This is a genomic window from Pseudomonas sp. 2822-17, from assembly GCF_002742485.1.
GTDB classification, from domain to species: domain Bacteria; phylum Pseudomonadota; class Gammaproteobacteria; order Pseudomonadales; family Pseudomonadaceae; genus Aquipseudomonas; species Aquipseudomonas cyclaminis.
Genome location: NZ_LJRZ01000738.1, coordinates 197905 through 223700, shown reverse-complemented (window position 1 = coordinate 223700; position 25796 = coordinate 197905). Strand labels below are relative to the sequence as shown.

Annotated in this window: 22 protein-coding genes; 16 read left to right on the top strand and 6 right to left on the bottom strand. The window is 61.5% G+C overall.

Translation table 11 applies throughout. The annotated features are described in order from the left end of the window. The first annotated feature begins 191 nt into the window (after window positions 1–191). Entirely contained in the window at window positions 192–2696 is a 2505-nt protein-coding gene (locus AOA60_RS25095; protein ID WP_099586613.1) for a UvrD-helicase domain-containing protein, read from the top strand. Window positions 2697–2698: 2 nt separating this feature from the next. On the opposite strand, the gene bkdR is transcribed toward AOA60_RS25095, so the two are convergent. After that, complete coding sequence (gene bkdR, locus AOA60_RS25090; protein ID WP_099586612.1) at window positions 2699–3187, bottom strand: Bkd operon transcriptional regulator BkdR; 489 nt, start codon at window positions 3185–3187, stop codon at window positions 2699–2701. A 194-nt stretch (window positions 3188–3381) separates the two neighbouring features. Here bkdR and AOA60_RS25085 point away from each other — a divergent pair, with 194 nt between their 5' ends. The 5 genes from AOA60_RS25085 to AOA60_RS25065 all read left to right on the top strand — a co-directional run bounded on the left by AOA60_RS25085 (window position 3382) and on the right by AOA60_RS25065 (window position 9530). After that, a complete protein-coding gene (locus tag AOA60_RS25085) occupies window positions 3382–4617 on the top strand; it encodes a 3-methyl-2-oxobutanoate dehydrogenase (2-methylpropanoyl-transferring) subunit alpha (RefSeq protein WP_099586611.1) in 1236 nt (411 codons plus the stop codon). Window position 4618: 1 nt separating this feature from the next. After that, window positions 4619–5677 (top strand): alpha-ketoacid dehydrogenase subunit beta, encoded by a 1059-nt coding sequence (locus tag AOA60_RS25080; protein ID WP_099586610.1) that lies wholly within the window; start codon window positions 4619–4621, stop codon window positions 5675–5677. Next, window positions 5678–6931 carry a dihydrolipoamide acetyltransferase family protein gene (locus AOA60_RS25075; protein ID WP_099586609.1) on the top strand — a complete coding sequence of 418 codons (1254 nt, stop codon included), beginning with the start codon at window positions 5678–5680 and terminating at the stop codon, window positions 6929–6931. A 3-nt stretch (window positions 6932–6934) separates the two neighbouring features. After that, on the top strand, window positions 6935–8308 hold the full coding sequence (gene lpdA, locus AOA60_RS25070) for a dihydrolipoyl dehydrogenase (protein WP_099586608.1): 1374 nt from the start codon (window positions 6935–6937) through the stop codon (window positions 8306–8308). 202 nt (window positions 8309–8510) lie between these two features. After that, window positions 8511–9530 (top strand): branched-chain amino acid aminotransferase, encoded by a 1020-nt coding sequence (locus AOA60_RS25065; RefSeq protein ID WP_099586607.1) that lies wholly within the window; start codon window positions 8511–8513, stop codon window positions 9528–9530. Window positions 9531–9596: 66 nt separating this feature from the next. Here the strand turns inward: AOA60_RS25065 and AOA60_RS25060 are convergent, their stop codons facing one another. After that, window positions 9597–10487 carry a GNAT family acetyltransferase gene (locus AOA60_RS25060; protein ID WP_099586606.1) on the bottom strand — a complete coding sequence of 297 codons (891 nt, stop codon included), beginning with the start codon at window positions 10485–10487 and terminating at the stop codon, window positions 9597–9599. A 300-nt stretch (window positions 10488–10787) separates the two neighbouring features. Here AOA60_RS25060 and ctlX point away from each other — a divergent pair, with 300 nt between their 5' ends. From ctlX to AOA60_RS25025, 7 genes are all read left to right on the top strand, one after another. Next, a complete protein-coding gene (ctlX, locus tag AOA60_RS25055; RefSeq protein WP_099586605.1) occupies window positions 10788–11714 on the top strand; it encodes a citrulline utilization hydrolase CtlX in 927 nt (308 codons plus the stop codon). A gap of 11 nt (window positions 11715–11725) precedes the next feature. Then, a complete protein-coding gene (locus AOA60_RS25050; RefSeq protein ID WP_099586604.1) occupies window positions 11726–12772 on the top strand; it encodes an ornithine cyclodeaminase in 1047 nt (348 codons plus the stop codon). Between the two features lie 258 nt (window positions 12773–13030). Beyond that, window positions 13031–13810, top strand: coding sequence for an ABC transporter substrate-binding protein (locus AOA60_RS25045; RefSeq protein WP_099586603.1), 780 nt, complete (start codon window positions 13031–13033; stop codon window positions 13808–13810). A 108-nt stretch (window positions 13811–13918) separates the two neighbouring features. After that, window positions 13919–14620, top strand: coding sequence for an ABC transporter permease (locus tag AOA60_RS25040; RefSeq protein ID WP_099586602.1), 702 nt, complete (start codon window positions 13919–13921; stop codon window positions 14618–14620). Beyond that, the gene (locus AOA60_RS25035) at window positions 14617–15330 is read left to right on the top strand and encodes an ABC transporter permease (RefSeq protein WP_099586601.1); all 714 of its coding nucleotides are present in this window, start codon (window positions 14617–14619) and stop codon (window positions 15328–15330) included. Before AOA60_RS25040 ends, AOA60_RS25035 begins: the two co-directional genes overlap by 4 nt. 3 nt (window positions 15331–15333) lie before the next feature. Further along, complete coding sequence (locus AOA60_RS25030) at window positions 15334–16164, top strand: ABC transporter ATP-binding protein (protein ID WP_244653863.1); 831 nt, start codon at window positions 15334–15336, stop codon at window positions 16162–16164. Between the two features lie 5 nt (window positions 16165–16169). Beyond that, window positions 16170–16667: an Lrp/AsnC family transcriptional regulator gene (locus tag AOA60_RS25025; protein ID WP_099586600.1), complete on the top strand. Its 498-nt coding sequence runs from the start codon at window positions 16170–16172 to the stop codon at window positions 16665–16667. Between the two features lie 190 nt (window positions 16668–16857). On the opposite strand, the gene AOA60_RS25020 is transcribed toward AOA60_RS25025, so the two are convergent. From AOA60_RS25020 to AOA60_RS25005, 4 genes are all read right to left on the bottom strand, one after another. Continuing rightward, the gene (locus AOA60_RS25020) at window positions 16858–17691 is read right to left on the bottom strand and encodes a TIGR03915 family putative DNA repair protein (protein WP_099586599.1); all 834 of its coding nucleotides are present in this window, start codon (window positions 17689–17691) and stop codon (window positions 16858–16860) included. Then, entirely contained in the window at window positions 17688–18908 is a 1221-nt protein-coding gene (locus AOA60_RS25015) for a putative DNA modification/repair radical SAM protein (RefSeq protein ID WP_099586598.1), read from the bottom strand. Before AOA60_RS25015 ends, AOA60_RS25020 begins: the two co-directional genes overlap by 4 nt. Before the next feature lie 66 nt (window positions 18909–18974). After that, window positions 18975–20312, bottom strand: a complete 1338-nt coding sequence (locus tag AOA60_RS25010) for a lysine N(6)-hydroxylase/L-ornithine N(5)-oxygenase family protein (RefSeq protein ID WP_099586597.1) — start codon at window positions 20310–20312, stop codon at window positions 18975–18977. Between the two features lie 119 nt (window positions 20313–20431). Further along, on the bottom strand, window positions 20432–20914 hold the full coding sequence (locus tag AOA60_RS25005) for a sigma-70 family RNA polymerase sigma factor (RefSeq protein WP_099586596.1): 483 nt from the start codon (window positions 20912–20914) through the stop codon (window positions 20432–20434). Window positions 20915–21175: 261 nt separating this feature from the next. Here AOA60_RS25005 and AOA60_RS25000 point away from each other — a divergent pair, with 261 nt between their 5' ends. From AOA60_RS25000 to AOA60_RS24990, 3 genes are read left to right on the top strand one after another with little or no spacing between them, the layout of a single operon-like run. Then, complete coding sequence (locus tag AOA60_RS25000) at window positions 21176–22345, top strand: efflux RND transporter periplasmic adaptor subunit (RefSeq protein ID WP_099586595.1); 1170 nt, start codon at window positions 21176–21178, stop codon at window positions 22343–22345. Window position 22346: 1 nt separating this feature from the next. Then, window positions 22347–24317, top strand: a complete 1971-nt coding sequence (locus AOA60_RS24995; RefSeq protein WP_099586709.1) for a MacB family efflux pump subunit — start codon at window positions 22347–22349, stop codon at window positions 24315–24317. After that, window positions 24310–25725, top strand: coding sequence for an efflux transporter outer membrane subunit (locus tag AOA60_RS24990; RefSeq protein ID WP_099586594.1), 1416 nt, complete (start codon window positions 24310–24312; stop codon window positions 25723–25725). Before AOA60_RS24995 ends, AOA60_RS24990 begins: the two co-directional genes overlap by 8 nt. Window positions 25726–25796 lie beyond the last annotated feature (71 nt).

Here is a 25796-nt window from a genome sequence, read left to right as displayed (position 1 = left end):
CTTGTCGAGCCTGCATCGATACGGGCGCCGAAACAGTGGCGGCCAATCGCGGCTTAGCCAAAAAGCCAGCACCGTGTAGTATTCGGAAATAGATATTTTCCACCCAGGCCCTGTGCGCTTTTGCGGCCTGTTACTACCCGGTTTTCGTCGAAGACGCTCTTCGACGTCAGGATTTTTTTGGCAAGGACACTATGAGCAACCAACCGCCCTCCCCTGAACCCGGCGAAGAGTCCGCGTCCAGCCTGAATCAACACCTTTCTGTAATCCCACGCCTGCTGGCCTCTCTCTTGTCCCTGTCACTCGATGCGCTGGGCGCGATCAATGCCCCTTCGTTTCTCAAGGGGAAGTCCGTGGGAATCAAGCAAGGTAGAAAGCGCGGTATCGAAGAAGGAAAGCTCAGCGGTTATGACGATGGCTACGCGGCGGGGCGCGCCGTGCTTGAGTTCAACGACCTGCGCAGCGTCGCCCCCTTGCCGGGCGAAGATCACTGCCTGTTCGATGACGAACTACTGCCGGTCACCGAGGCCATCAAGCAAAAAATGCGCGCCGAAGTGGCCATGTATTTACCCGAACACGAGCAACCGAGCGCGGAACAATGGGCAATGATCTTCGCCGAAAACACCTGTACTTCGGTAATTGCCGGCGCTGGTTCCGGCAAGTCGACGACGCTGGCGTTGCGGGTCGTGCTCAAACACGTTCATCTGGGTATCCCCCTCAATCATCTTCAAGTCACCACGTTCACGACTGAATCGAAAAAAGACCTGATGAAAAAAATCGTCAAGATTTTTGGACATTGGGGCATCCCGCTCAGCGAAGACCAAATCAAAAGCCTGGTGCGCACGTTCCACAGCAAAGTATTCGGTTTCATGAAGGCCTTTACCGGCGGCCCCCTTGGTTATTTTGACTTTTTAGGCCCCGACATGAAAGACGATGACGAGGAGCTCGACAACCCGTTTTCGTCCACCCTCAACACCGAACAGTTGGCCGTGCTCTACAAGGTGTTCAATGACCTTTACAAGCACGACGCCGAGTTCAAAAAGCACATCCTGGCCCTGTATAAATCGGTAGCGTTTGCACCGCCGATGCCGATGACGGACAAAATGCGCAAAAACCGCGCCCACACGCTCAAGGCCACTTCCGAGCGGGACCTGGCCGTGTGTGACGCCATCGAAAAGGCCTGGACGGATCTCGGACTGTGGCCGATTGCAGGCTTGGGCGAGCGCCAGATCATTACCCTGGAAGGCCAGCCCTACATCGTCAACGGCTATCTGGAGGAATATGACGCAGCACTGATTCTCGGCTGGCCGGATACCGGTGTAACCCAGGACGATATCCCCTTTCGCGAAGGCGCCCGCGTCAACCTCAAGCGTGAGAGCTGGGCCAGGCAGGCAATCATCAGTGACTGTTACAAGAAAAACTTCGTACTGCTCAATCATGTGACAGCAGCGAAGACACTGATGGACAACGCCGAGCACATGGTCATCAGCGCCCCGCAATTCGAATACGACTTGCCTGGTACCACGCTGAAGGAAACCAACCTGATCCAGGTATTTTTCTCGGAAGGCAATTACATCGAAAACCTGGGGCTGGATGTCGACAATGCGATCGGCAAGATGACCTTCGTTCCAGGCGACGCACGTGAATCGTTCTACCTGGCACTCAAGGGTTTTTGGCGAGCCTTCCATACGCACCTTCAAGGCATGTCCCCCAAGCCGCTGATCACGTTCAATCAAGCATTCGCCCTCTTTGGTGAACGCAACCCCGAGGCCATCAAACAAATCCCCACCGCCGAGCTGGACGGTATGCGTCACCTGATGATCGACGAGTTCCAGGATGTCTCCGGGTTGAACATTTCCTGGATTCGCCAGTGCTGTAAGGAGATTCGGCGCCGCAACCAGGGCCAGGCCGGTATCGGCAATTCGCTGATGGCGGTCGGTGACGATTGGCAGAGCATTTACGGCTGGCGTGGCAGCTCGCCCCAGTACCTGATGGACTTTCACCAGCACTTTCTCAGCCACACACGACAAACGCTGTACATGCAGAACAACTACCGCTCCCATCAGGCAATCATTGATGCGGCAGAACAGGTGGTGCGCTCAACGTCCAATGACAAAGCCAAGCACGGTGTCGCCGCGAATGCCAAGGTGATTGACCGCGTGTCGCCGGTCTACCTGCATTACGTGAAGGCCAAGACCAAGATCAGTCAGCCCGACGAAACGATTCTGGAACTTGTCCAGAAGGCCTACGAAGACGGGCACAGCATTCTGATGGTATTCCGGGTTGGCACGGTGGTGACCGCTTACCGGCGGGCCCTGGGTGGGTTATTGCGTGATGCCAGAAAACACGATCGAAACGTCAAGTTGATGACGTTTCACAAGTCCAAGGGGCTGCAGGCGCAAACCGTATTCGTCATCGGCGATACCTTTTACAAGCCGACCAAATCCAAGCGCAATCAGCTGTACAACCTGGCGGGCCTGGGGGACGGCAAGTCCATGGCCTATGACAGAGCCCAGTCCGACGAGGCCTTGCGTCTTGCCTATGTGGGCATTACCCGGGCCGAGCTCCAATGCCACTGGTTGTTGGAGCGTGAAATCAGCACCCCAGGCGAAACAGCATCGGGTTATGCCGACCAGAAATCCTATTGCTACGAAAAATGGACGGCGAACGAAACAGCCGACGCCACTAGCGCGTCATAGCCCTACCCGCCCAGGCTGATGCCATTGGCGGGCAAGGGCAGCGCGGTTTTGTAGCGCACCTGCTTCAACGCAAAACTCGACCGGATATTCGCCACCCCCGGCACTTTGGTCAAAAAATCCATCATGAAGCGCTCCAGCGACTGAATCGTCGGCACCAGCACCCGGATCAGATAGTCCGGGTCGCCGGCCATCAGGTAGCACTCCATCACTTCGGGGCGGTCCGAGATCGCGCCTTCGAACTGCTGCAACGCCAGTTCATTCTGCTTTTCCAGGCTGACGTGGATAAACACATTGACGTGCAGCCCCAGCAGGTCGGCGTCGAGCAGCGTGACCTGCTCACGAATCAACCCCAACTCTTCCATCGCTTTGACCCGGTTGAAACACGGCGTGGGCGACAGGTTGACCGAGCGGGCCAGGTCGGCGTTGGTGATGCGGGCATTCTCCTGCAGGGCATTGAGAATGCCGATGTCGGTACGGTCCAGTTTGCGCATGAGACAAAATCACCTGTTTATTATGTTTATGCAGTTTTTTTATCCGCAAATGATCCTGAGCGCAACGAAACACAGATAAATATTCTTCTACGCCCCGCCTATGATTGTTGTAGGACAAGATTTCTTCTACCCGAAGACTGACTGTCAGCTAGCGCGCCCACTACAAGAAATTCACAAGATCGAGCGTAGAAGCCATGACCCAGCAGTATGAACCACTGCGCCTGCACGTCCCTGAACCCTCGGGCCGACCAGGCTGCAAGACCGACTTCACCTACCTGCGCCTGACCGACGCAGGCCTGGTGCGCAAACCCGCCATCGACGTAGAACCCGCCGACACCGCCGACCTGGCCAAGGGCCTGATCCGCGTGCTCGACGACCAGGGCCAGGCCCTGGGGCCATGGGCCGAAGGTGTCAGTGTGGAAATCATGCGCAAAGGCATGCGCGCCATGCTCAAGACGCGCATCTTCGACAACCGCATGGTGGTCGCCCAGCGTCAGAAAAAAATGTCGTTCTACATGCAGAGCCTTGGCGAAGAAGCCATCGGCAGTGCCCAGGCCCTGGCCTTGAACATCGACGACATGTGCTTCCCTACCTACCGCCAGCAAAGCATCCTGATGGCCCGCGAAGTGCCACTGGTGGACCTGATCTGCCAGTTACTGTCCAACGAGCGCGATCCGCTCAAGGGCCGCCAGTTGCCGATCATGTATTCGGTCAAGGATGCGGGCTTCTTCACCATTTCCGGCAACCTTGCCACCCAGTTCGTACAGGGTGTGGGCTGGGGCATGGCCTCGGCGATCAAGGGCGATACCAAGATCGCGTCCGCCTGGATCGGCGATGGCGCCACCGCTGAATCGGACTTCCATACCGCCCTCACCTTCGCCCACGTGTACCGTGCGCCGGTCATCCTTAACGTCGTAAACAACCAATGGGCCATCTCCACCTTCCAGGCCATTGCCGGCGGTGAAGCCACCACCTTCGCCGGACGCGGCGTAGGCTGCGGCATCGCCTCCCTGCGCGTGGACGGCAACGACTTTATCGCGGTGTACGCCGCCTCGGCCTGGGCCGCCGAACGTGCGCGGCGCAACCTGGGGCCGAGCCTGATCGAGTGGGTCACCTACCGCGCCGGTCCGCACTCCACCTCGGATGATCCGTCCAAATACCGCCCTGCCGACGATTGGAGCCACTTTCCGTTGGGCGATCCGATTGCCCGTCTCAAGCAGCACCTGATCAAGATTGGCCAGTGGTCCGAAGAAGAGCACGCGGCGGTCAGTGCCGAGCTTGAGGCCGAAGTGGTCAAGGCGCAGAAAGAAGCCGAACAGTACGGCACCCTTGCCGGCGGCCAGATTCCGAGCGCCGCGACCATGTTCGAAGACGTTTATAAAGAGATGCCGGAGCACTTGAAGCGCCAGCGTCAAGAGTTGGGGATCTGACATGAACGATCACAACAACAGCATCGAATTGGAAACCGCCATGACCACGACCACCATGACCATGATCCAGGCCCTGCGCTCGGCCATGGATGTGATGCTTGAGCGTGACGACAACGTGGTGGTGTTCGGCCAGGACGTCGGTTACTTCGGCGGCGTGTTCCGTTGCACCGAAGGGTTGCAGGGCAAGTACGGCAGCTCGCGGGTATTCGACGCGCCGATCTCGGAAAGCGGCATTATCGGCGTGGCCGTGGGCATGGGTGCCTATGGTCTGCGCCCGGTCGCTGAAATCCAGTTTGCCGACTATGTGTACCCCGCCACCGACCAAATCATCTCCGAAGCCGCGCGCCTGCGGTATCGCTCGGCGGGCCAGTTCACCGCCCCCCTGACCATGCGCATGCCCTGCGGGGGTGGCATCTACGGCGGCCAGACCCACAGCCAGAGTATCGAAGCGGTGTTCACGCAAGTTTGCGGCCTGCGCACGGTGATGCCGTCCAACCCCTACGACGCCAAAGGCCTGCTGATCGCCTCCATCGAGAACGATGACCCGGTGATCTTCCTGGAGCCCAAGCGCCTGTACAACGGCCCGTTCGATGGCCATCACGACCGTCCTGTCACGCCGTGGTCGAAGCACCCGCAAGCACAGGTTCCCGACGGTTACTACACCGTGCCGCTGGACGTGGCAGCCATCGTGCGTCCGGGCTCGGCCGTTACCGTGCTGACCTATGGCACCACGGTGTATGTGTCGCAGGTTGCCGCTGAAGAAACCGGCATCGACGCCGAAGTCATCGACCTGCGCAGCCTGTGGCCGCTGGACCTGGAAACCATCGTCAAATCGGTGAAAAAAACCGGCCGTTGCGTGGTGGTGCACGAAGCCACTCGCACCTGCGGTTTTGGCGCCGAGTTGGTAGCGCTGGTGCAAGAGCATTGCTTCCACCACCTGGAAGCGCCGATTGAACGCGTCACCGGTTGGGACACTCCCTACCCGCACGCGCAGGAATGGGCGTATTTCCCAGGGCCGACCCGAGTGGGCGCGGCGTTGAAACGGGTCATGGAGGTCTGAATGGGCACGCACGTTATCAAGATGCCGGACATTGGCGAAGGCATCGCAGAAGTTGAATTGTCGGTATGGCATGTGAAGGTCGGCGACATGGTCGTCGAAGACCAGGTGCTGGCGGATGTCATGACCGACAAGGCGATGGTGGACATTCCCTCGCCGGTGCACGGCAAAGTGCTTTCCCTCGGCGGCGAGCCGGGTGAAGTCATGGCCGTGGGCAGTATTCTGATCAGCATCGAAGTCGAAGGCGCCGGTAACACCAAGGACGCGCCGGTCGCGGCTGAGCCGGTGAAGGCTGCGCCTGTGGTCGAAGCCCGGCCCGCGCCGGTGGTTGAGGCCAAACCCGCGACCCAACCCGCAGCGGCGCCGGTGGCCCGCGAAACCCATGAACGCCCGCTGGCCTCCCCTGCCGTGCGCAAGCATGCGTTGGATGCGGGTATCCAGTTGCGTCTGGTGCAAGGTTCCGGGCCCGCTGGCCGGGTCTTGCATGAAGACCTCGACGCTTACCTTCAGCAAGGCGCGACACCGTCCTCGACAGCCGCCAATCCCTACGCCAAACGCACTACCGAAGAGCAGATCCCGGTAATCGGCATGCGCCGCAAGATCGCCCAGCGCATGCAGGACGCCACCCGCCGCGCCGCGCATTTCAGCTACGTGGAAGAGATCGACGTCACCGCACTGGACGAGTTGCGTGTGCACCTCAATGAGAAACACGGCGCCACACGCGGCAAGCTGACCCTGCTGCCGTTTATCGTGCGGGCCATGGTCGTGGCGTTGCGCGATTTCCCGCAGATCAATGCGCGTTATGACGACGAAGCCCAGATCATCACCCGCCTTGGTGCGGTGCATGTGGGCGTCGCCACCCAAAGCGACGTGGGCTTGATGGTGCCAGTGGTGCGTCACGCCGAAGCCCGCAGCCTGTGGGGCAACGCGGAGGAAATCGCGCGCCTGGCCACGGCCGCACGCAATGGCAAGGCCAGTCGCGATGAGCTGTCGGGTTCGACCATCACCTTGACCAGCCTGGGTGCCCTCGGCGGCATCGTCAGCACGCCGGTGCTGAATTTGCCGGAAGTGGCCATCGTTGGGGTCAACCGCATCGTCGAACGGCCCATGGTGATCAAGGGCCAGATCGTGGTGCGCAAGATGATGAACCTCTCCAGCTCGTTCGATCACCGCGTGGTCGACGGCATGGACGCGGCACAATTCATCCAGGCCATTCGCGGCCTGCTCGAACAACCCGCCAGCCTGTTCCTGGAGTAAGTCATGACCTTGAATACCACTTTGCTGATCATCGGCGGCGGGCCTGGCGGGTATGTGGCGGCGATTCGCGCCGGCCAGTTGGGCATCCCGACCATCCTGGTGGAAGGCCAGGCGCTGGGCGGCACCTGCCTGAATATCGGCTGCATTCCGTCCAAGGCCTTGATCCACGTGGCCGAGCAGTTCCAGCAAACCGTGCATCACAGCCAGGGCTCGCCCCTGGGCATCGATGTGGACGTACCGACCCTCAACATCCGCAAAAGCGTGGAATGGAAAGACGGCATCGTCGACCGCCTGACCACCGGCGTCGCGGCACTGCTGAAAAAACACAAAGTGCAGGTGATCCACGGCTGGGCCAAGGTGGTGGACGGCAAGACCGTCGACGTCGGCGACCAGCGCATCCACTGCGAACACCTGCTGCTGGCCACCGGTTCGACCAGCGTCAACTTGCCGATGCTGCCGATCGGCGGGCCGATCATTTCGTCCACCGAAGCCCTGGCGCCAACCCGTGTGCCCAAGCGCCTGATTGTGGTGGGCGGCGGGTACATCGGCCTGGAGCTGGGGATTGCCTATCGCAAGCTGGGCGCCGAGGTCAGTGTGGTCGAGGCCCAGGATCGCATCCTGCCGGCCTACGACGCCGAACTGACGCAGCCGGTCAGCGAATCCCTCAAGCAACTGGGGGTCAAGCTGTACCTCAAGCACAGCGTCACCGGGTTCGCCGACAACTGCCTGCAGGTGCGTGACCCGAACGGCGATACATTGACCCTGGAGACCGATCAAGTCCTGGTAGCGGTGGGGCGCAAACCCAACACCCAGGGCTGGAACCTTGAAGCGCTGAACCTGGCGATGAACGGCGCGGCGATCCAGATCGACAGCCGTTGCCAGACCAGCATGCGCAATGTGTACGCCATCGGCGACCTGAGCGGCGAGCCGATGCTGGCCCACCGCGCCATGGCCCAGGGCGAAATGGTTGCCGAACTGATCAGCGGTCAACCCCGTGAATTCAACCCGGCAGCGATCCCGGCGGTGTGCTTTACCGACCCGGAACTGGTGGTGGTCGGCAAGACCCCGGACGACGCCAAGGCGGCGGGCCTGGACTGCATCGTGTCGAGTTTCCCGTTTGCGGCCAATGGCCGGGCCATGACCCTGGAGTCGAAAACCGGCTTCGTGCGGGTGGTGGCGCGGCGTGACAATCATCTGATCGTCGGCTGGCAAGCCGTGGGCGTGGGTGTATCGGAACTGTCCACCGCGTTTGGCCTGAGCCTGGAAATGGGTTCACGCCTGGAGGATGTGGCGGGCACCATCCATGCCCATCCGACCTTGGGCGAAGCGGTGCAGGAAGCTGCATTGAGGGCATTGGGCCACGCGCTGCATCTGTAAAACCGTGGCGAGGCCATCGGGGGCAAGCCCCTCCCACATTTGGAATGCATTTCAAATGTGGGAGGGGCTTGCCCCCGATAGCGGTGGATCAGCCAACACAGAGCCTGAAGGCATCCACCCCATGGCTCCCACACAAGCCAAGAATGAAGTATTGTTGCGCCCATTCAGAAAAAAACCGACTTGACCAAAGATAGAGGGTGTCATGGGTAACGAAAGCATCAATTGGGACAAGCTGGGTTTTGACTACATCAAGACCGACAAACGCTACCTCCAGACCTTCAAGGATGGCGAGTGGCAAGCCGGCACCCTGACCGACGACAACGTGCTGCACATCAGCGAGGGCTCCACCGCCCTGCACTATGGCCAGCAGTGCTTTGAAGGCCTCAAGGCCTACCGCTGCAAGGACGGCTCGATCAACCTGTTCCGCCCGGACCAGAACGCCGCACGCATGCAGCGCAGTTGCGCCCGTCTGCTGATGCCACATGTGCCGACCGACGTGTTCATCGATGCCTGCAAACAAGTGGTCAAGGCCAACGAGCGGTTCATCCCGCCGTACGGCAGCGGCGGCGCGCTGTACCTGCGCCCGTTCGTGATCGGCACCGGTGACAACATCGGCGTGCGGACCGCGCCGGAGTTCATCTTCTCGGTGTTCTGCATCCCGGTCGGCGCCTACTTCAAGGGCGGCCTGGTGCCACACAACTTCCAGATCTCCACGTTCGACCGCGCCGCCCCACAGGGCACCGGTGCTGCGAAAGTCGGCGGCAACTACGCAGCCAGCCTGATGCCGGGCTCGGAAGCGAAAAAATCCGGCTTCGCCGACGCGATCTACCTGGACCCGATGACCCACTCGAAGATCGAAGAAGTCGGCTCGGCCAACTTTTTCGGGATCACCCACGACAACAAGTTCATCACGCCGAAGTCGCCTTCGGTGCTGCCAGGCATCACCCGCCTGTCGCTGATCGAACTGGCCCAGACCCGCCTGGGCCTGGAAGTGGTTGAAGGCGAAGTGTTCATCGACAAACTGGCCGACTTCAAGGAAGCCGGCGCCTGCGGTACTGCGGCGGTGATCTCGCCGATCGGCGGCATCCAGTACAACGGCAACCTGCATGTGTTCCACAGCGAAACCGAAGTCGGCCCAATCACCCAGAAGCTCTACAAAGAGCTGACCGGCGTGCAGACCGGCGACGTTGAAGCGCCAGCGGGTTGGATCGTCAAGGTCTGACCCAGCAACACCGCAAAAAAGTGTGGGAGGGGCAAGCCCCCTCCCACATTTTGATCTCCAGTATTTTCAAGATTGAGGGATATTCCCAGCAATCTTCTTGCCCATGCTGATCCTCGGCTCCACCCCATACCCCAGCGCCTCGTAAAACCCCGCCACCGCCTCGTTGCCACTGGTGATCTGCAGGTTGATCTTCATGCAGCCCAGCACCGTCAAAGCCTGCTCCGCATGCCGCACCAGCGACGCGCCCAGGCCATGACGCCGATAGTCCGCGTGCACCGCAACCGAATACAGCCAGCCGCGATGGCCGTCGTAACCGGCAAGGATGGTCCCGATCACCGCTTTTTTATCCGTCGCCACAAAGAACAACCCGTCATTGACGGCCAGCTTTTTATCGATCGCCAGGCTCGGCAGGTTATGCGCGGTGTCATAGCCAAACGCCTCCTGCCATAACTCAATCACTTGCGCACGGTGCGAGCGGTCGCGATACGGCCCGATGGGATAGCGTGATGACAGCGTCTTTTCCATCACCAGCGTGCGCTCGTTGCCATGGTAAACGTCGCGCACTGTGTGAAACCCCAGCTTGGTGTAGAACGGCTCGGCGGTCAGCGAAGACGGCACACTCAACACCGTCACCCCGGTTTCACGGGCGCGCAGCTCGATTTCCATCATCAGCAACCGGCCGATGCCCTGCCCCTGCAAGCTCGGGTTGACGAACACTGAGCGCACCACATTGGCGTCAAGCGCCGCAGTGGCGACCACGCTCTGATCCTGGATCGCCACCAGCACGATACGGCGCTTGAGCAACGCCAGCACTGCGTCCGGCGTGAAGTTGCTCGCCACACGGGCAATCACATCCGCGGGGTAATCCTGCGCATTGCTGCTGCGCAGGGCCGCCAGGATGACTTGGCTGATGCCTTCGGCATCGGTGGCTTGGGCGAGACGAACGACGGTGGACATGATTCCTCCTGGCTGACGACGCTGGAACAGACACCACAATACCAATGTGGGAGGGGCGGTGCGACGATTCGACTTGCCCCCGAAAGCAATCCTTCAGATATGGATTTTCTGGCTGAGCCACCGCCATCGGGGGCAAGCCCCCTCCCACACTTCAAGCGCATTTCACCCCTACAGCCGGTTCGGCTGCCATACCCCACTTTTCAGCTTTCCCGGCTGAGGCGCTCCTTGGTTTCAGCCGGGATTCCTCTGCCACAGCGCACAAAATAGCCCCACTGCCCAACCCCATGGATTCGTGCCCCCATGCAAACCACCAACACCGTCCTGATGATTCGCCCGGCGCGCTTTGCCTTCAACCCGGACACCGCGATCAACAACCGCTTCCAACGCCAGCCCCTGGACCCACTCAGCGCACAGCAGAAAGCGCTGGAAGAGTTCGACGGCTATGTCGATACCCTGCGCCAGCACGGCGTGGAAGTACTGGTGGTGCAGGACACCCCGGCGCCCCATACCCCCGACTCGATCTTTCCCAACAACTGGTGGAGCAGCCATGCCGACGGCAGTCTGGTGCTGTACCCGATGGAAGGCCAGAACCGTCGATTGGAGCGCAACAAGGGCGTGCTGCAAGTACTGGAACAACGTTTTGCGGTCAAGAACACCATCGACCTCAGCCACCTCGAACAACACAACATCTTCCTTGAAGGCACCGGCAGCATGGTGCTCGACCGCCAGCACCGCATCAGTTACGCCTGCCATTCCGGGCGTACCCACCACGATGCGCTGCGCGAATTCGCCGCGCACCTCGACTACCAGCTCTGCGTATTCCATGCGGTGGACCGCCACCACGCGCCGATCTACCACAGCAACGTGATGATGAGCGTGGGCCGCGACCTCTCGGTGGTGTGCCTGCAAGCCCTGCCCGACGAAGGCGAACGCCTGACCCTGGAGCGCTCCCTGCACGACACCGGCAAGGACATCCTTGCCCTTGATTTTGACCAGCTGGAAGCCTTCGCCGGCAACATGCTCGAAGTCCACGACCGCGATGGCCAGCCGCTGCTGGTGATGTCCGCCAGTGCCTGGGGCGCGTTGCAACCGGCCCAGCGCCAGCATGTGGAACGCCATACCCGACCGGTGGTGGTGAACATCGACAACATCGAACGCATCGGCGGCGGCAGCGCCCGCTGCATGCTGGCGGAAGTGCACCTGCCTGCCCGCCCCTCATTTCAATAAGGAGTCTTGCCATGACCCGCTATATCGACGTCAACGACCTCAGCTACCTGGTCTCGCAAAAAGGCCTGCAAACCTGCATCACCGAGATGGCCGAATACATCCGCGCCGACTACCTGCGCTGGCAGGATTTCGAAAAATGCGCACGCCTGGCCAACCACTCGCCGGACGGTGTGATCGAGCTGATGCCGGTGTCCGACGCGTCGCTGTACGCCTTCAAATACGTCAACGGCCACCCGAAGAACACCCTGGCGGGGATGCTCACCGTCATGGCGTTCGGAGCGTTGGGCGATGTGGACACCGGCAAGCCGGTGCTGCTGGCAGAAATGACCCTGACCACCGCCATCCGCACTGCCGCCACCTCGGCGCTGGTCGCACGCTACCTGGCGCGCGACAACAGCCGCAGCATGGCGCTGATCGGTAACGGCTCGCAAAGTGAATTCCAGGCCCTGGCCTTTCACGCCATGCTCGGCATCAATGAAATCCGTCTGTTCGATATCGACGCCAAGGCCACTGCCAAGCTGGCAGCCAACCTCAAGGCCTTCCCGGCGATCAAGGTGATCCTGGCCGGCAGCGTGGCCGAAGCGGTCAAAGGTGCGGACATCGTCACCACCGTGACCGCCGACAAGGCCTACGCGACCATCCTCACGGACGAGATGATCGAGCCGGGCATGCACCTCAATGCCGTGGGCGGCGACTGCCCAGGCAAGACCGAACTGGACCGCCGTATCGTCGAGCGCGCCCGGGTGATCGTCGAGTACGAGCCGCAAAGCCGTATTGAAGGTGAGATCCAGCACATGCCGGAAGATTCGCCGGTGACCGAACTCTGGCAGGTGATCAACGGCCAGCAACCGGGCCGCGAGAACGCGCGCCAGATCACGCTGTTCGACTCGGTGGGCTTTGCCATCGAAGACTACTCGGCCCTGCGCTATGTGCTGGACGTGGCCAAGGCGCTGGATGTGGGCAGCGAATTGGAATTGGTGCCGGACCTCGCCGACCCGAAAGACCTCTTTGCGCGCCTGGCCCAACAGCCACGCGCACAGCACAAAAAGCGCGCCTGAGACCGCTCTGGCCTGCCGCTTTGCGCCTAGGGCAGGCCCTATTTACAGCGTTGAAAAGCCGATTCAGCGGGTCCGACAGCCGATTCCGCTGCATTGCGCTTTTTTACAGCGCAATTCGCGCTTTGCGCACCGGGTAAACGACACAAAAAACGCACCACCATGAAGCATTCTGAGCCCGACCAGAGAGTCACCGAATGAATGCAGCTGCACCTCTTTTTTACTGCCCTGACATCAATTACAAAATATAGGGACTACACCATGACTCCATTGCGATCACTGTTCGCTGCGTTGCTGTTGCCACTGTGCGCCACCGCCGCCCACGCCCAGGATTGGAAAGAAATCCGCTTCGGCGTGTTCCCCGAATACCCGCCCTTCGAATCCGTGGCCGCTGACGGCAGCCTGCAAGGTTTTGATATCGAATTGGGCAACGCCATCTGCGCCAAGCTCGACGTGAAATGCACCTGGGTGCACAACGAATTCGACGGCATGATCCCGGCCCTGCGCGCACGCAAGTTCGACGCCATCATGTCGTCCATGGCCGTGACCCCGGCCCGTGAGAAAGTCATCGATTTCAGCGACCGCCTGTTCCTCAGCCCCACGTCGGTGATCACCCGTAAAAGCGCCGACTTCGGCGACACACCCGAATCGTTGAAAGGCAAGCAGGTCGGCGTGTTGCAAGGCTCGTTGCAGGAAGCCTATGCCCGTGCGCACCTGGCCAAGCTCGGGGCACAGGTCAAGGCCTACCAGTCCCAGGAACAGAACTACGCCGACCTGCAAAACGGTCGCCTCGATGCCACCCTGACCGACAAACTCGAAGCCCAGCTCAACTTCCTGTCCAAGCCCGAAGGCGCCGACTTCAAGACCGGCCCGGCCTTCAAGGACCCGACCTTGCCGCTGGACATTGCCATGGGCCTGCGCAAGAACGACCAGGAATTGCGCGCGCTGATCAACAAGGGCATCGCCGCCGTCCAGGCCGATGGCACCTACGCGCAGATCCAGAAAAAATACTTCGGCGATCAAGACATCTACCACGAGTAAGCCAACGCCGAGCCCCCTGTGGTAGAGGACTCATGTGGGAGGGGGCTTGCCCCCTCCTACACAAGCCGGGCCCGCAGGGGAATATCTGCGCCTTCAGAGATTTCTCCCATGAACGACCTCCTCAACCTGCAAGGCTACGGCCCCATGCTGGCCCAGGGTGCCTGGATGACGCTCAAACTGGCGTTCCTCGCGCTGGCCCTGAGCCTCACCCTCGGCCTGCTCGCCGCCGGTGCCAAGCTGTCCAGCGCCAACTGGCTGCGGGTGCCGGCCACGCTGTACACCACGTTGATCCGCAGCGTGCCGGACCTGGTGCTGATCCTGCTGATTTTCTACAGCCTGCAACTGTGGCTCAACGACCTGACCGAAAGCTTTGGCTGGGCCTATTTTGAAATCGACCCGTTTACCGCCGGGGTGATTACCCTTGGGTTTATCTACGGCGCGTATTTCACCGAGAACTTCCGTGGCGCGATCCTCAGTGTGCCCGTCGGCCAACTGGAAGCTGCCACCGCCTACGGCCTGAGCCGCTGGCAGCGGTTTCACCTGGTGCTGTTCCCGCAGTTGATGCGCTTCGCGCTGCCGGGCCTGGGCAATAACTGGCTGGTGCTGCTCAAGTCCACGGCGCTGGTGTCGATCATTGGCCTGTCGGACCTGGTCAAGGCCGCGCAAAACGCCGGCAAGACCACCAACGAGCCGCTGTACTTCCTGATCCTCGCCGGCCTGGTCTACCTGGTGATCACCACCCTCTCCAACCGCATCTTCAAGCGCCTCGAACGGCGCTACAACCTCGGCATCAAGGGGATGGCGCGATGATCGAACTGTTCCAGCAATACGGCCTGGCCTACTTGTTCAGTGATGGCGCGGGCTTGTCCGGCGTGGCCATGACGCTTTGGCTGTTCATCATTTCGGTGGTGGTGGGTTTCGTTCTGTCGATTCCCCTGGCTTTGGCTCGGGTCTCGGAGCACTTCTGGCTGCGCTGGCCGGTGGAGGTCTACACCTACCTGTTTCGCGGCACGCCGCTGTATATCCAACTGCTGATTTGCTACACCGGGCTGTACAGCCTGGACGTGGTACAGGACAACGCACTGCTCAATCAGTTTTTCCGCAACGCGCTGAACTGCACTTTGCTGGCCTTTGTGCTGAACACCTGCGCCTACACCGTGGAAATTTTCGCCGGAGCCATCCGCAATATCCCCCACGGCGAGATCGAAGCTGCCCGCGCCTATGGCCTGCACGGCTGGCGCTTGAACCTGTTTGTGGTGGTGCCTGCCGCGTTGCGCCGTGCGTTGCCGGCCTACAGCAATGAAATGATCCTGATGCTGCACGCCACGTCGCTGGCGTTCACCGCCACCGTCGCCGATATCCTCAAAGTGGCCCGCGATGCCAATGCCGAGACGTTCCTGACGTTCCAGGCCTTCGGCATCGCCGCGCTGCTGTACATGTTGCTGTCCTTTGCACTGGTGGGCCTGTTTCGACTGGCCGAACGTCGCTGGATGCGTTTTCTTGTTCCTACCCGAGGCTAACCCATGAATCAGTCCGCGCAGGCCCTGGCCACTTATCCTGTTGACGAACCCACTGCCAACACCGCAACCGCTGCGATCAAGCTGCAAGTTGAAGGCATTCATAAACGCTACGGCGAGCACGAAGTGCTCAAAGGGGTTTCGCTCAACGCCCGCCAAGGCGATGTAATCAGCCTGATTGGCGCCAGTGGTTCCGGCAAAAGTACGATGCTGCGTTGCATCAACTTTCTGGAACAGCCCGACGCCGGGGTGATCACCCTGGACGGCATCAGCATCGAAATGCAGCAAGGCCGCGCCGGCACCCGTGCGCCGCATCAAGCGCAATTGCAAAACCTGCGCACGCGCCTGGCCATGGTGTTCCAGCACTTCAACCTGTGGAGCCACATGACCGTGCTGGAAAACATCACCATGGCGCCCCGCCGGGTGTTGGGCGTCAGTGCGGCTGAAGCAGAAAAGCGCGCACGGATGTACCTGGACAAGGTCGGTCTGCCCGGCCGCGTCGCGGATCAATACCCGGCGTTCCTGTCCGGTGGCCAGCAACAGCGCGTGGCGATTGCGCGGGCGTTGGCGATGGAGCCTGAAATCATTCTGTTCGATGAGCCAACGTCCGCACTCGACCCTGAGCTCGTAGGAGAAGTCCTCAAAGTCATACAGACGTTGGCCGAGGAAGGTCGTACCATGCTGATGGTCACCCACGAGATGGGCTTTGCCCGCCAGGTGTCCAGCCAAGTGCTGTTCCTGCACCAGGGCCGGGTCGAGGAACACGGCGGCGCCGAGATCCTCGATCACCCCAAGAGCGAGCGCTTGCAGCAATTTCTTTCCAATCGTTTGAAGTGAAACCCATGGATACCAAGGCCAACGGACCCCATACCTCCCCCGCGCTGGACCGCATCGATGAAGCAATCATCGAAGTGCTGCGCCATCAGGGGCGCATCACCTACGAAAAGCTCTCGTCACTGGTGCACCTCACCCCCAGACCCTGCCTGGAGCGAGTGCGCAAGCTGGAGCGCCGCGGGGTGATCCGTGGGTATGGGGCGATCATCGATGTGCAGATGGTCTCGCCAGGGCTGTCGTTGCTGGTGCTGGTGGCCTTGTCCAACCAAAGCGGGCGCTCGGCGCAAAAGGCCTTCGAAGCCTGCGTCAAGGCCTGTCCCCAGGTGTTCGAATGCCAATTGATCAGCGGGCCGTTTGACTACAGCCTGCGCATGCGTTGCCGGGACATGGAGCATTACCGGGTGCTGACGGAGACCTGGTTGAACAATGATGAGTTGCACATCGATAAGTTGGTGGCGCACCCGGAGTTGGCGGTGGTTAAAAACACCGCGACCGAACTGACCTGACCCCACTCCCCCAAACACCGGAGATCCCATGTGGGAGGGGGCTTGCCCCCGATGGCCATGGGTATCTACACAACTCTTGAAGGCTGATACATAACTCTGTGGCGAGCGGGCGTGTCCCGCTCACCACAACAGCCCATTGGCCATAGATTCAGCATCCACTGGAAATTGTGTAGATACCCATTCCCCACTTTCAAACGTGCCTGCTCGAAATCCGTTTTCCCGGCTTAGTGCCAACCAACTTCGCCTGCCCATCCTTCTGTTTGCCCGTACGCGCCTCGCTGATCAACCCCGGTATCAACTTGCCCTCGGGCAAGTTCTTCCAGAACCGACTCGGCAAGTGCCCTTCCATCACCTTGGGGTTCAACCGCGCCGGATTGAAAATGTGGCTGTAGTAGGTCAGCCACATAGCGCTGTGCGGGTCTTCGACATTCTGCGCCAACTGCTGCCATGCCTCGGGGCACTCGCGCTGATGAATCAGCTGTTCACCGTCGTAATACACCCCATCCAGCGGGGTGGCGATCATCCACCGATGTCGCCCCATACGCCCGACAAAGTGCTGGCTGGCCGATTTCAAAATGTCGTGGGCCGGCTCATGCCAGGCCACATATTCCGGCAACTCAGGGCCCGCCTCTGCAGGCAACGCAATGAACCGCACAAACGCATGCAGGTGGTGGGCTTCACGGCTGACCTGCTTGATACGCCGCTGCAATTCGCTGCCCAGCTTGTCCCCCGCCAGCATCGCCGTGCGGTCGCCATGGCTGACGCGCCATAGCACTTCATACAGCAGGCTCCAGCGCTGGTCTCCGTGATAGCAGGCCGCCGACTCCAGCAGCTCGATCAGCGCCTTGGGAATGCGCGCCTGGTAAGGGCCGAGACCTTCAGGGATCGCTTCGTCAGTGGCGAACAGGTCCGCCACTTCGGCCTCGCCCCAGCTCACCTGGCTGGGGTCGACCTGATGGCTGAGCAGCCAGCGGGCTTGCTCGCGCCAGGTGCTGAACAGGTTGTCGCATTCCAGGCTGATCATCCCCACAACCCCATCTGTTGCGGTTGCGGGCGGTCACGCAGTTGTTCGCGCAGCAGCACGCTGGTGCTGTCGGCTTGCTGCGGGTGGTAGTCGCTGGTGATGAAAAACGGCTTGGCCTTGGCCAGCACACAGCGCATGCGCGCCAGGTCTTCGAAGCGGATCTTGCGTTCACGGCGCAGGTCCACCAGGCGTTGCGTGGTGCGCAGGCCGATGCCGGGGATGCGTGCGATCAGGGTCGGTTCGGCGCGATTGAGGTCGAGGGGAAACACCTCGCGATGCTCCAGGGCCCAGGCCAGCTTGGGGTCGATATCCAGCGCCAGATGGCCGGGGCCTTCAAATAATTCATTGGCACTGAAGCCGTAGCTGCGCAGCAGGAAATCCGCCTGGTACAAACGGTGCTCGCGCATCAAGGGCGGCGCGGCGAGGGGCACGCTTTTCGGGCTGTTGGGGATGGGGCTGAACGCCGAGTAATACACACGGCGCAGCTTGAAGTTGCCATACAGCGCCTCGGCGCCGTGAAGGATGGTGCTGTCATCGGTGTCGTCGGCGCCGACGATCATCTGCGTGCTCTGCCCGGCCGGGGCGAAACGCGGGGCGCGGGGTTCGTTGAGCACCGTCTGCTCGCCGGTGTAGATGGTCTGCATGGCCTGCTTGATCGTGACGATCTGTTTTTCCGGCGCCAGGGTGTTCAGGCTGGCCTCGGTGGGCAGTTCGATGTTCACGCTCAGCCGGTCGGCATAGCGCCCGGCCTCGGCGATAAGCGCCGGGTCGGCGTCGGGGATGGTCTTGAGGTGGATATAGCCGCGAAAGTCATGCTCTTCACGCAGCAGTTTCGCCACCCGCACCAGTTGCTCCATGGTGTAGTCGGACGAACGGATGATGCCGGAGCTGAGGAACAGCCCGCTGACGCAATTGCGCTTGTAGAAGTCCAGGGTCAGGGTGACCACCTCCTCCGGGCTGAAACGCGCGCGGGGTACGTCGCTGGAGCGGCGATTGACGCAGTATTGGCAGTCGTAGAGACAGAAGTTGGTGAGCAGCACCTTGAGCAGCGACACGCAGCGGCCGTCGGGAGTATAGCTGTGGCAGATGCCCATGCCATCAGTGGAGCCCAGCCCCGCCTTGCCCTCCGAACTGCGCTTGGGCGCGCCACTGCTGGCGCACGAAGCGTCGTACTTGGCGGCGTCGGCGAGGATGCTGAGTTTTTCGATCAACTGCATGGAGGGCTACCGATACTGGTTTTTTGTACAGTATCAGGCGACCCTCCGAGTCACAAGTGCAGCCTGTCAGCTGGCGGTGGCCAGCAGCAGGTCCTTCACCGAACGCCCCTTGCCTCGGCTGCGGTCGTTTTCGTACAACGATGCGGCAATTTCATCGGCACGAATCGGCAGAATCGACAGCAAGGTGTCGCTCAAACCATGGCTGGCCTGGCTGAAGCCCTGGATATAGATACCAGCCTTGCAGCGCTCGTCGGTGACGATGCGGTAGTCGCGGGCCACTTCGAAATCGCCCATATACGCTTCCAGAGGTGCCAGCAGTTCGCGGTGCATCTGGCGCTCGTAGCCGGTGGCCAGCACCACGGCGTCGTAATGATTGACGGTGATGTCACCGGTGGCAGAGTTGCGCAGGGTCAATTCGATACCCAGCGGACCGGCCAGCGCTTTTTCCACCACGGTCATGGTGCGGAAGGCGTGACGCGCGATGCCGGAGACTTTCTGGCGGTAGAGAATTCCGTAGATACGCTCGATCAGGTCCAGGTCCACCACCGAGTAATTGGTGTTCTGGTACTCGGCGACAAGACGCTCGCGCTCGGCCCCCACTTGTTGGAACACCAGGTCGGTAAAGGCCGGCGAGAACACCTCGTTGACGAACGGGCTGTCATCGGCGGGCTTGAGCGCCGAACCGCGCAGGATCATGTCGACCTGCACCGACGGGTAGCTGTCATTGAGGTCGATAAAGGCTTCGGCCGCGCTCTGGCCACCGCCGATGATCGCGATGCGCATCGCCTTGCTGTCCACACAGGGTTGTTGCGCCATGCGTGCCAGGTACTGGGAGTGATGGAATACGCGATGGTCGTCCCTGAGCCCCTTGAACGCCTCCGGCACCCGTGGCGTACCACCGGCGCTGACCACGACCGAGCGCGTGGTGCGCACATGCTGCTCGCCGTGGGCGTCGCGGGAAATCACGCGCAGTGCTTCAACCTGCTGCTGATGCAGGATCGGTTCGATCGCGAGCACTTCCTCGCCATAACGGCCCTGGCCCTGGAACTGCGCCGCGACCCAGCGCAGGTAGTCGTTGTACTCCATGCGGCACGGGTAAAAGGTGCCCAGGTTGATGAAGTCGACCAGGCGGTCGTGGGCCTTCAGGTAATTGACGAACGAGTAAGGGCTGGTGGGGTTGCGCAGGGTCACCAGGTCCTTGAGGAACGAAATCTGCAGTTCGCTCTGGGTTACCAGGGTATTGCCGTGCCAGCGGTAATCGGCCTGCTTGTCGAGAAACAGCGCGTCCAGTTTGCCCTGGGTTTTCTCTCGTTCCTGCAGGGCGATGGCCAGCGCCAGGTTCGATGGGCCAAAACCGATACCGATAAGGTCGTGAACCGCGGGCGAAGCAATTGCCTGTGTCATTCCAGTGTCCTCTGGATAAGCCCCTTGGCGATGGGGCAGGAATACCTTCAAGACCTGTACAACAGGTCATGTGTTGATAGGAAACGAGGACAGTGAAATAAAATTTAACTGATCAGCGATCAGTGTGCTTCCCACTCGCGCATCCGCACCCGGCAGTGCTTCATGGCGTTGACGATATGTTTTTCCACAAGGGCGCGGGAAATACCCAGGCGCTCGGCAATCTGCAGGTGGGTCATGCCGTCGAGCTTGCGCAGCAGGAAGCTGTCGCGACAGGCTTTCGGCAACTCGGCCAGGGCACGCTCAAGCAGCTCCAGGCGCTGGTCCTGGTCGTGGCTGGCGTGGGGGGAACCGGGGGAAAAGCGTTCTTCGCTGTCGAGTATTTCCAGCGGTTCGTACTGGCGCAGCACATTGCGCCGATGGCCGTCGATCACCAGGTTCAGCGCGGTGCGGTACAAAAACGCGCGGGGCTGGTCGATGGGGACGGCGCTAGATCGTTCCAGTACCCGAACGTAAGCGTCATGCACCACATCTTCGGCCACCTGACGGTTGCCCAGCTTGGCGTTGAGGAAACACACCAGCTCGCGATAGTAGTTTTCCAACATGACTCCCGACCGCCGCAGAAGGGCGATATCCGTTCCTTGAGTACCTGAAAAATGACAACCCACTGCGTAATGGCAGTTTGGGTGCGTGCAATTTATAGTAATTCTCATCTACTTTTAAACAAGTCTTGCGCCATCGGTCGTTTTTTTTACCCGGCAGACGTGTTTCACGGTGTGTAACAGCCTAAATCCCCACGTGTTTCTCTCGTTTAACTGTCAGCTCTGCGCAACTGCGCTCCGAACTTTCCTGGCTGGAACCTAAGCATGAAACGCCCTCGACCTGCCCGACGCGCCCTGCTAGTTGTGGCGTGCCTGATTCCCGTCATCGCCGTCGCCGCCTGGCAGGTCCTGCCGCCCGGCCGTGACACACTGACCACCGTCACCGTGACCCGCGGCAATATCGAAAACAGCGTGACGGCCCTGGGCACCTTGCAGCCGCGTCGTTACGTGGACGTGGGCGCCCAGGCGTCCGGGCAAATCCGCAAGATCCACGTTGAAGCCGGCGATCAGGTGCAGGAAGGCCAATTGCTGGTAGAGATCGATCCCTCGACGCAAAAAGCCAAGCTCGATGCCAGCCGCTACGCCATCGAAAACCTCAAGGCGCAGTTGCAGGAACAGAAGGCCCTGCACGAACTGGCGCGCCAGAAGTACCAGCGCCAGCAGCGCCTGGTCGCGGGCAACGCCACCCGCGAGGAAGATGTGCAAACCGCCAAGGCCGAACTGAGCGCCACCCAGGCCCGCGTCGATATGTTCCAGGCGCAGATCCTCCAGGCCCAGGCCAGCCTGCGCAGCGATGAGGCGGAGCTGGGCTATACACGCATCTACGCGCCGATGACCGGCACCGTGGTCGCAGTCGACGCACGGGTCGGCCAGACCCTCAATGCCCAGCAGCAGACGCCGTTGATCCTGCGCATCGCCAAGTTGTCGCCGATGACCGTGTGGGCCGAAGTCTCGGAGGCCGATATCGGCCACGTCAAACCCGGCATGACGGCCTACTTCACCACACTGAGCGGCGGCAACCGCCGCTGGGCGAGCACCGTGCGGCAGATCCTGCCGATCCCGCCCAAACCCTTGAACGAAACCCAGGGCAGCGGCAGTCCCAACAGCTCCAGCAAAAGCGGCACCGGCCGCGTGGTGCTGTACACCGTACTGCTGGATGTGGACAACGGCGACAACGCATTGATGGCCGAAATGACCACCCAGGTGTTTTTTGTCGCAGGACAGGTCAAGGACGCCCTCACCGCGCCGGTTGCCGCCCTGCTGGGCACCAGCAACGCCGATAAGCAGATCGCCCGCGTGGTGATGGAGAACGGCCGCATCGAGGAACGCGAGGTGCAACTGGGCATCAGTGATCGTCTGCGGGTCCAGGTGCTCGGCGGCCTGAGCGAAGGCGACCACCTGTTGATCGGCCCGGCTGCTGGCAGTGGGGGTTGAGGTGACCACGCCCCTGATCGAACTCAAGAACATCCGCAAGTCCTACGGCGGTGGCGACAGCCCGCAGGTGGACGTGTTGCGCGGCATCGACCTGTCGATCCATGCCGGGGAATTCGTCGCCATCGTCGGCGCTTCCGGCTCCGGCAAGTCCACGCTGATGAACATCCTCGGCTGCCTCGATAGCCCCACGGTGGGGGACTACCTGTTCGCCGGGGAAAACGTGGCTCACCTGGACAGTGACGAACTGGCCTGGCTGCGCCGCGAAGCCTTTGGTTTTGTGTTTCAGGGCTATCACTTGATCCCCTCGGGTTCGGCCCAGGAGAACGTCGAGATGCCGGCGATCTACGCCGGTATCAGCGCGGCCGAGCGCCACGCCCGAGCCAACGCACTGCTGACCCGCCTGGGCCTGGCCGAGCGTACCGGCAACCGTCCCCATCAACTGTCCGGCGGCCAGCAGCAGCGGGTGTCCATCGCCCGCGCGCTGATGAACGGCGGCCACATCATTCTCGCCGACGAACCCACTGGCGCCCTCGACAGCCATAGCGGCGCCGAGGTAATGACCCTGCTGGACGAGCTGGCCAGCCAGGGCCACGTGGTGATCCTGATCACCCACGACCGCGAAGTCGCAGCACGGGCCAACCGCATCATCGAGATCCGTGATGGCCTGATCATCAGCGACTCGGCCGACGACAATGCTACCGCCCCGCCCGCCGCCAACGGCGCCCTGCAAGCCGTGGACCTGCGTCAACGCCTGATCGACGGCGCCGAGCATAACGGCGCGTGGAGAGCCGAAGTGCTGGACGCTGTGCAAGCCGCCTGGCGCGTGATGTGGATAAACCGTTTCCGCACCGCACTGACCTTGCTGGGGATCATCATCGGCGTGGCATCCGTGGTGGTGATGCTCGCCGTCGGCGAAGGCAGCAAGCGCCAGGTCATGGCGCAGATGGGCGCGTTCGGTTCCAACATTCTCTATCTGAGCGGCGCGTCGCCCAACCCACGCGCGCCACTGGGCGTGGTCACCCTCAATGACGTCCAGGCACTGGCCGCGCTGCCGCAGGTCAAGCGCATCATGCCGGTCAATGGCAGCAAGGCGGGTGTGCGCTATGGCAACGTCGATTACATGGCGTATGTGGGCGGCAACGACACCAATTTTCCGGACATTTTCAACTGGCCGGTGGTCGAGGGCAGTTACTTCACCACCGCCGACGAGCGCAGCGGGGCCACGGTCGCCGTGATCGGCCACCGTATCCGCGAAAAGCTGTTCAAGGGCCAGGTCAATCCGATCGGGCAATACATCTTGATCGAGAACGTACCTTTCCAGGTGATCGGCGTGCTGGCGGAAAAAGGCGCCGCCTCCGGCGACAAGGACAGTGACGACCGCATCGCCATCCCCTACACCGCCGCCAGCGTGCGTTTGTTTGGCAGCTACGACCCCGAATACGTGGTGATCGCCGCCGCCGACGCGGGCAGGGTCCACGACGCCGAAGTGGCCATCGACCAACTGATGCAGAAGCTGCACAACGGCACACACGACTACGAGTTGACCAACAACGCCGCAATGATCCAGGCCGAGGCCCGGACCCAGAACACCCTGTCGCTGATGCTTGGCTCGATTGCGGCGATTTCCTTGCTGGTGGGCGGCATCGGCGTGATGAACATCATGCTGATGACCGTGCGCGAGCGCACCCGTGAAATCGGCATCCGCATGGCCACCGGTGCACGCCAACGCGACATCCTGCGCCAGTTCCTGACCGAGGCGGTGATGCTTTCGGTGGTCGGCGGCCTGTGCGGCATTGCCCTGGCGCTGCTGGTGGGCGGCGTATTGGTGCTGGCCAAGGTGGCGGTGCAATTTTCCCTGGTGGCGGTGCTGGGCGCACTTGGTTGCGCGCTGGTCACCGGCGTCGTATTCGGCTTTATGCCGGCCCGTAAAGCTGCCCGGCTCGATCCGGTTAAGGCATTGACCAGTGAATAAACGATCCATCCCCTCGCAGCTGTCCCTGCTCAGCCTGTGCCTGCTGCTCAATGCCTGCGCCGGCGATCCGCCCTCGGTGGACAGCGGCATTGCGCCACCGGCCGCCTGGCAATTCGCCGAGCGCGACGCGGCCCAGGCCACCAACCAGCGCTGGTGGACGCAATTCGGCAGCCCGCAGTTGAACCGGCTGGTCGAGCAGGCCCGGCGTGACAGCGTCGACGTGGCCGCCGCCATGGCCCGCGTGCGCCAGGCCCAGGCCAGCGCGGTGATCGCCGGGGCGCCGCTGTTGCCCGAGGTAAAGTTCGACCTCACCACCAGCCATCAGAAATTGCTGCACGGCCAGGGCGGGCCGGACCTGGACGCTTCGCCGAGCGATGACGCGGTGGACAATTTCGGCACCAGCCTGGCGGCCAGTTACGAAGTGGATTTCTGGGGTGGACGTGCTGCCGCCCGCGACAGCGCGCTGCAAGGGCTGCGGGCCAGCGAATTCGACCAGGCCACCGTGGAACTGACCTTGCTCAGCAACGTGGCCGACCGCTACGCGCAAACCCTGGCCGCGCGCCAGCGCCAGCAGATCGCCGAGCTGAACCTGGCCAATGCCCGCAACGTGCTCGACCTGGTGCAGACCCGCTACGACGCCGGCTCCGCCACGGCGCTGGAACTGGCCCAACAGAAAAGCCTGGTAGCCAGCCAGCGGCGCCAATTGCCCTTGATTCAGCAACTGGCCGAAGACGCCCAGATCACCCTCGCGGCGCTTCTCGGCCAGCCGGTGCAAAACCTGGACCTGGGTGCAGAGCCCTTCCAGGCCATGACGTGGCCAACCATCGACGCCGGCATGCCCAGCCAGTTGCTCAGCCGCCGACCCGATATTGCCAAGGCCGAGGCCGAGCTGGCAGCCGCGCAGGCGAATGTCACCGTGGCCCGAGCGGCCATGCTGCCAGCCCTGACCCTCGGCGCCACACTGGGCTCCGACGCCTACAAGGCCGTGGACATCCTGCGCAGCCCCTACTACACGCTGACGGCCGGCCTGGTGGGGCCGATCTTCAACAACGGCCGTTTAAGTGCCGAGCGCGACAAGGCCCGAGCACGCCAGGATGAGCTGCTGTACGCCTACCGCGGTGCGATCATCAACGGTTTTGCCGATGTGGAAAAAACCCTCAGCAGCATCACGCGGCTGGACCAGCAGCGTCATTGGCAAACGGATGAATTGCAGCAGGCCCAGGCTGCCTTCCAGATCGCCGAAAGCCGCTACCAGGCCGGCGCCGAGGACTTGCTCACGGTGCTCGAAACCCAACGCACGCTGTACGCTGCCCAGGACCTGAACGTGCAACTGCGCCTGGCGCGCCTGCAGGCCAGCATTGCGTTGTACAAGGCACTGGGTGGCGGTTGGAAAACCGATATCCGATAAACAAAACTCCAGTTTCCTACGCAACCCACGTTCTTCCCCTACATTCCTCGAACCAAGGTCCTTGGTAAAAA

Excerpts from the sequence above, each read along its gene's own strand:
- ctlX (WP_099586605.1), top strand. The coding sequence starts at position 10,788 with ATGCAAACCACCAACACCGTCCTGATGATTCGCCCGGCGCGCTTTGCC.
- AOA60_RS25060 (WP_099586606.1), bottom strand. The coding sequence starts at position 10,487 with ATGTCCACCGTCGTTCGTCTCGCCCAAGCCACCGATGCCGAAGGCATC.
- AOA60_RS25035 (WP_099586601.1), top strand. The coding sequence starts at position 14,617 with ATGATCGAACTGTTCCAGCAATACGGCCTGGCCTACTTGTTCAGTGAT.
- AOA60_RS25050 (WP_099586604.1), top strand. The coding sequence starts at position 11,726 with ATGACCCGCTATATCGACGTCAACGACCTCAGCTACCTGGTCTCGCAA.
- AOA60_RS25025 (WP_099586600.1), top strand. The coding sequence starts at position 16,170 with ATGGATACCAAGGCCAACGGACCCCATACCTCCCCCGCGCTGGACCGC.
- AOA60_RS25085 (WP_099586611.1), top strand. The coding sequence starts at position 3,382 with ATGACCCAGCAGTATGAACCACTGCGCCTGCACGTCCCTGAACCCTCG.
- lpdA (WP_099586608.1), top strand. The coding sequence starts at position 6,935 with ATGACCTTGAATACCACTTTGCTGATCATCGGCGGCGGGCCTGGCGGG.
- AOA60_RS25020 (WP_099586599.1), bottom strand. The coding sequence starts at position 17,691 with ATGATCAGCCTGGAATGCGACAACCTGTTCAGCACCTGGCGCGAGCAA.
- AOA60_RS25040 (WP_099586602.1), top strand. The coding sequence starts at position 13,919 with ATGAACGACCTCCTCAACCTGCAAGGCTACGGCCCCATGCTGGCCCAG.
- AOA60_RS25010 (WP_099586597.1), bottom strand. The coding sequence starts at position 20,312 with ATGACACAGGCAATTGCTTCGCCCGCGGTTCACGACCTTATCGGTATC.
- AOA60_RS25075 (WP_099586609.1), top strand. The coding sequence starts at position 5,678 with ATGGGCACGCACGTTATCAAGATGCCGGACATTGGCGAAGGCATCGCA.
- AOA60_RS25005 (WP_099586596.1), bottom strand. The coding sequence starts at position 20,914 with ATGTTGGAAAACTACTATCGCGAGCTGGTGTGTTTCCTCAACGCCAAG.
- AOA60_RS25065 (WP_099586607.1), top strand. The coding sequence starts at position 8,511 with ATGGGTAACGAAAGCATCAATTGGGACAAGCTGGGTTTTGACTACATC.
- AOA60_RS25000 (WP_099586595.1), top strand. The coding sequence starts at position 21,176 with ATGAAACGCCCTCGACCTGCCCGACGCGCCCTGCTAGTTGTGGCGTGC.
- AOA60_RS25030 (WP_244653863.1), top strand. The coding sequence starts at position 15,334 with ATGAATCAGTCCGCGCAGGCCCTGGCCACTTATCCTGTTGACGAACCC.
- bkdR (WP_099586612.1), bottom strand. The coding sequence starts at position 3,187 with ATGCGCAAACTGGACCGTACCGACATCGGCATTCTCAATGCCCTGCAG.
- AOA60_RS25095 (WP_099586613.1), top strand. The coding sequence starts at position 192 with ATGAGCAACCAACCGCCCTCCCCTGAACCCGGCGAAGAGTCCGCGTCC.
- AOA60_RS25045 (WP_099586603.1), top strand. The coding sequence starts at position 13,031 with ATGACTCCATTGCGATCACTGTTCGCTGCGTTGCTGTTGCCACTGTGC.
- AOA60_RS25015 (WP_099586598.1), bottom strand. The coding sequence starts at position 18,908 with ATGCAGTTGATCGAAAAACTCAGCATCCTCGCCGACGCCGCCAAGTAC.
- AOA60_RS25080 (WP_099586610.1), top strand. The coding sequence starts at position 4,619 with ATGAACGATCACAACAACAGCATCGAATTGGAAACCGCCATGACCACG.